Origin of the sequence: Streptomyces chlorus (assembly GCF_042655885.1) — a bacterium.
Classification (GTDB): Bacteria; Actinomycetota; Actinomycetes; order Streptomycetales; family Streptomycetaceae; genus Streptomyces; species Streptomyces chlorus.
In genome coordinates this window covers 1-3,083 of the sequence record NZ_JBHSOA010000092.1, presented here as the reverse complement: position 1 = coordinate 3,083, position 3,083 = coordinate 1, and the positions used below count along the sequence as shown (strand labels likewise).

Below are 3,083 nucleotides of genomic sequence, written 5' to 3'. Positions count from 1 at the left end.
GCTACACTCCCACCGCTCGACGTTTCCCCACGTCAAGCCACGAAGTACTGCTGGAGTACTAGGGGAGGTCTCATCATGCCTGTGACGCGCCGTGCTCCGCACTCTGCGCCGTTAGCTGCCTCTCTCTCGCCATGACGACGCCGTGGTCGTCCCTTCGCCGTGACAGGCGTGCGGCGTGCCCGGTGGTGCCGACTGGGTCAAGGTGGACGGGGCCGGTGTCCTGGTCCACAACGCCCGTGGTCGGGAGTGCTGCCCGGTGGCGGTGCCCTTCGACTGGGGGACGGGTAAGCCGCTGTCCTGGCTCGCTGGGGCGGTGGCCGCATGACCGCCGCGACGATCACCGGTAACGAGCGGCTGCGTGGTGCCATGGTCGCCGCGAACGTCACCATCGAGGGCCTGGCCGATCACCTCGGCATCGACCCCAAGTCGGTGGACCGCTGGCTGAACTCGGACCGGACCCCGCACGCCCGCAACGCGGAAGCCGCCGCCAAGCTGCTGGGTGCGGACGCCTACCACCGGTGGCCCAAGCTCGGCGAGCGCCGCCGCTCCACGCCGAGTGCTCAGGACGAGGTCGTTGCCTGCTACCCGATGCGCTCCACCGTCCCCTACAGCCTGTGGCGCTCCACCCTGGCCGGTGCCACCACGGTCATCGACCTGGCGGTGGCCAACCTGCTGTTCCTGGCCGACGCGGTCTGGGACCTGCCCACGCTGCTGGCCGACAAGTCCGCCGCCGGGGTCCGGGTGCGGATCGTCACCCCCGAGGACCCGGCCGGGCCGGTGACCGGACTGGGTGACGTGTTCCCCTCGCTGCTGACGGTCCCCGGCCTGCGGCTGTCCACCCATCCGGGCCTGCGGGCCGACGTGCTGCGCGCCGATGATGACCTGTTGGTCACCACGCCGATCGACGGCCTGACCCCGGCGCTGGCTCCGGTGCTGCACCTGCGCCGGTTGGGGTCGGCTCCGATGGTCGGCGGCTACCTGGCCACCCTCGATCACCTCTACGCCACCGCCACCCCGTCCCGGCCGGTCTCGCATCTGCGGGCGGTGGCCGCGTGACCCGTCTTCCCGTTGCTCCGGCCGCTGTCGCTGACGTGGCGGCGGCCGTGGGCACCGACCCGCTGACCCTGGCCGACCTGCTTAGGGTCGCCAACACCCCCGGCTTCGACCGCTGGCAGGAGCAGATCCGCCGAACCGGTGGCTGCTCCAACCCCATCCACCTGATGGGCTCGACGGTCACCCGCGACCGTGCGACCGGTGACGTCCTGTACTCGTACAGCACCGAGCAGGAGCCGGGCGGACGGTTACGCGTTGCGTGCGGTAACCGCCGTGCCTCGCGCTGTCCGGCCTGCGCCTGGACGTATGCCGGGGACGTCTATCACCTGATCCGGGCCGGGATCACCGGTGACTCCCGGATGGGCATTCCGGGGGAGGTCCGCCAGCATCCGGGCGTGTTCGCCACCCTCACCGCGCCCTCGTTCGGCCCGGTCCACAACCGCCCCGCCTCGGGTCGCTGCCGCTGCGGTGCCCAGCACACCGACGACGACCCGGCACTCGGTACCGCCCTCGATCCGGAGCGGTACGACTATCCGGGGGCGGTGCTGTGGAACAACCACGCCGGGGACCTGTGGCGCCGCTTCACCATCTATCTGCGCCGGGAGGTCGCCGCCCGCGCGGGCATCACCCAAACCGCCCTGCGCGAGACCTGCCGGGTCTCCTTCGGCAAGGTCGCCGAGTTCCAGAAACGCGGGGCCGTGCACTTCCACGCCGTGGTGCGCCTCGACGGCCCGGACGGTCCCGACGCCCCGCCCCCGGCCTGGGCCACCGTCGCTCTCCTGGACGCCGCGATTAGGGCCGCCGCCGCTCGGGTCGCCGTGCCCGTGCCTGCCGCCGGCGCCTTCCCCGCCCGGGTTCTGCGCTGGGGCACGCAAGTCGACGTGCAGACCATCGGCGGCCTGGACGGTGTGGAGCTGACCGATCAGGCGGTCGCCTCCTACGTCGCCAAGTACGCCACCAAAGCCGCCGAGGCAACCGAGACCGTAGACCGCCGCATCGGGGAACTGGCGGAACTCGACCGCCTGTCGCTGCCCGCGCACACCCGGTGCCTGATCGAAGCCTGCCGGGCCCTCGATGACGCCTACCCGGACCGGCTGCTGTGGCGCTGGGCGCACATGCTCGGCTTCCGCGGCCACTTCATGACCAAGTCGCGCGCCTACTCCTCCACCCTGACCGAACGCCGCCAGGTCCGCGCCGACTACCGCGCCCAACAGGAACGCCGCGAACGCGGGCTGCCCGACCTGGACGACACGGAGGGCACCACGCTCACCCTCGCCCACTGGACCTACGCCGGACACGGCCACAGCCCCGGTGAATCCTGGCTCGCCGCCACCATCGCCCGGGACATCCGCCTGAACCGCGAAACCGCACGCGAAGCCCTGACCGACTTGCAAGACCAAGAGACCACGGGGGAGTGGTGATCGTGGAACGCCTTCTCGATGTGCATCAGGTGGCCGAGCTGCTCGGCACGACTGTCCGCTTCCCTCGGCGTCTGATCGAAGAGCGGCGGATCGCCTTCGTCAAGGTCGGTCGGCACGTCCGCATCCCTGAGAGCGCCGTGTCCGCCTTCATCACCGAGAACACCGTCCAGCCGGTCACCGCTCGTCCGGAGATGCTCAGGAGGGCTGCCTGATGGCCGCGAGGCGCCGACAGTTCGGCCGTGTGCGCAAACTCCCGTCCGGCCGCTACCAGGCCCGTTACGTCGGCCCTGACGGGCTGCTGAGGCCTGCCCCGGACACCTTCCGCACGAAGAGAGACGCGGACGCCTGGCTGGCCGACAAACAGACCGAGATGCGGCGCGGCGACTGGCACGACCCGGACGCCGGGAAGGTGCCGTTCGGCTCGTACGCCGCCGCCTGGATTGCGGAGCGGGAGCTGACCAACACCACGCGCCAGCTCTACGGCTCGCTCCTGCGGCACCACCTGGAGCCGACCTTCGGGAACGTCAACGTCACTGACTAGCTGTTTTCCAACCCTCGGGTGTTCGATGGCGATCCGTACGGCGGGCTTGATCGTGTGATCTGGTGGCG

5 protein-coding genes are annotated in these 3,083 nt (G+C 70.8%); all 5 read left to right on the top strand.

Going from position 1 to position 3,083, the window contains the following annotated elements; translation table 11 throughout:
- Window positions 1-175 precede the first annotated feature (175 nt).
- From ACFPZI_RS31455 to ACFPZI_RS31435, 5 genes are read left to right on the top strand one after another with little or no spacing between them, the layout of a single operon-like run.
- A complete protein-coding gene (locus ACFPZI_RS31455) occupies window positions 176-325 on the top strand; it encodes a hypothetical protein (protein WP_381370324.1) in 150 nt (49 codons plus the stop codon).
- The gene (locus tag ACFPZI_RS31450) at window positions 322-1,056 is read left to right on the top strand and encodes a helix-turn-helix domain-containing protein (protein ID WP_381370321.1); all 735 of its coding nucleotides are present in this window, start codon (window positions 322-324) and stop codon (window positions 1,054-1,056) included. The genes ACFPZI_RS31455 and ACFPZI_RS31450 overlap by 4 nt, the downstream gene beginning before the upstream one ends.
- Window positions 1,053-2,474 carry a replication initiator protein RepSA gene (gene repSA / locus ACFPZI_RS31445; RefSeq protein WP_381370318.1) on the top strand — a complete coding sequence of 474 codons (1,422 nt, stop codon included), beginning with the start codon at window positions 1,053-1,055 and terminating at the stop codon, window positions 2,472-2,474. Before ACFPZI_RS31450 ends, repSA begins: the two co-directional genes overlap by 4 nt.
- On the top strand, window positions 2,474-2,686 hold the full coding sequence (locus ACFPZI_RS31440; RefSeq protein WP_381370326.1) for an excisionase family DNA-binding protein: 213 nt from the start codon (window positions 2,474-2,476) through the stop codon (window positions 2,684-2,686). The genes repSA and ACFPZI_RS31440 overlap by 1 nt, the downstream gene beginning before the upstream one ends.
- The gene (locus ACFPZI_RS31435) at window positions 2,686-3,015 is read left to right on the top strand and encodes a hypothetical protein (RefSeq protein WP_381370315.1); all 330 of its coding nucleotides are present in this window, start codon (window positions 2,686-2,688) and stop codon (window positions 3,013-3,015) included. The genes ACFPZI_RS31440 and ACFPZI_RS31435 overlap by 1 nt, the downstream gene beginning before the upstream one ends.
- The last annotated feature ends 68 nt before the right edge of the window (window positions 3,016-3,083 follow it).

Coding starts and splice junctions, on each gene's coding strand:
- ACFPZI_RS31435 (WP_381370315.1), top strand. CDS start 2,686: ATGGCCGCGAGGCGCCGACAGTTCGGCCGTGTGCGCAAACTCCCGTCC.
- ACFPZI_RS31450 (WP_381370321.1), top strand. CDS start 322: ATGACCGCCGCGACGATCACCGGTAACGAGCGGCTGCGTGGTGCCATG.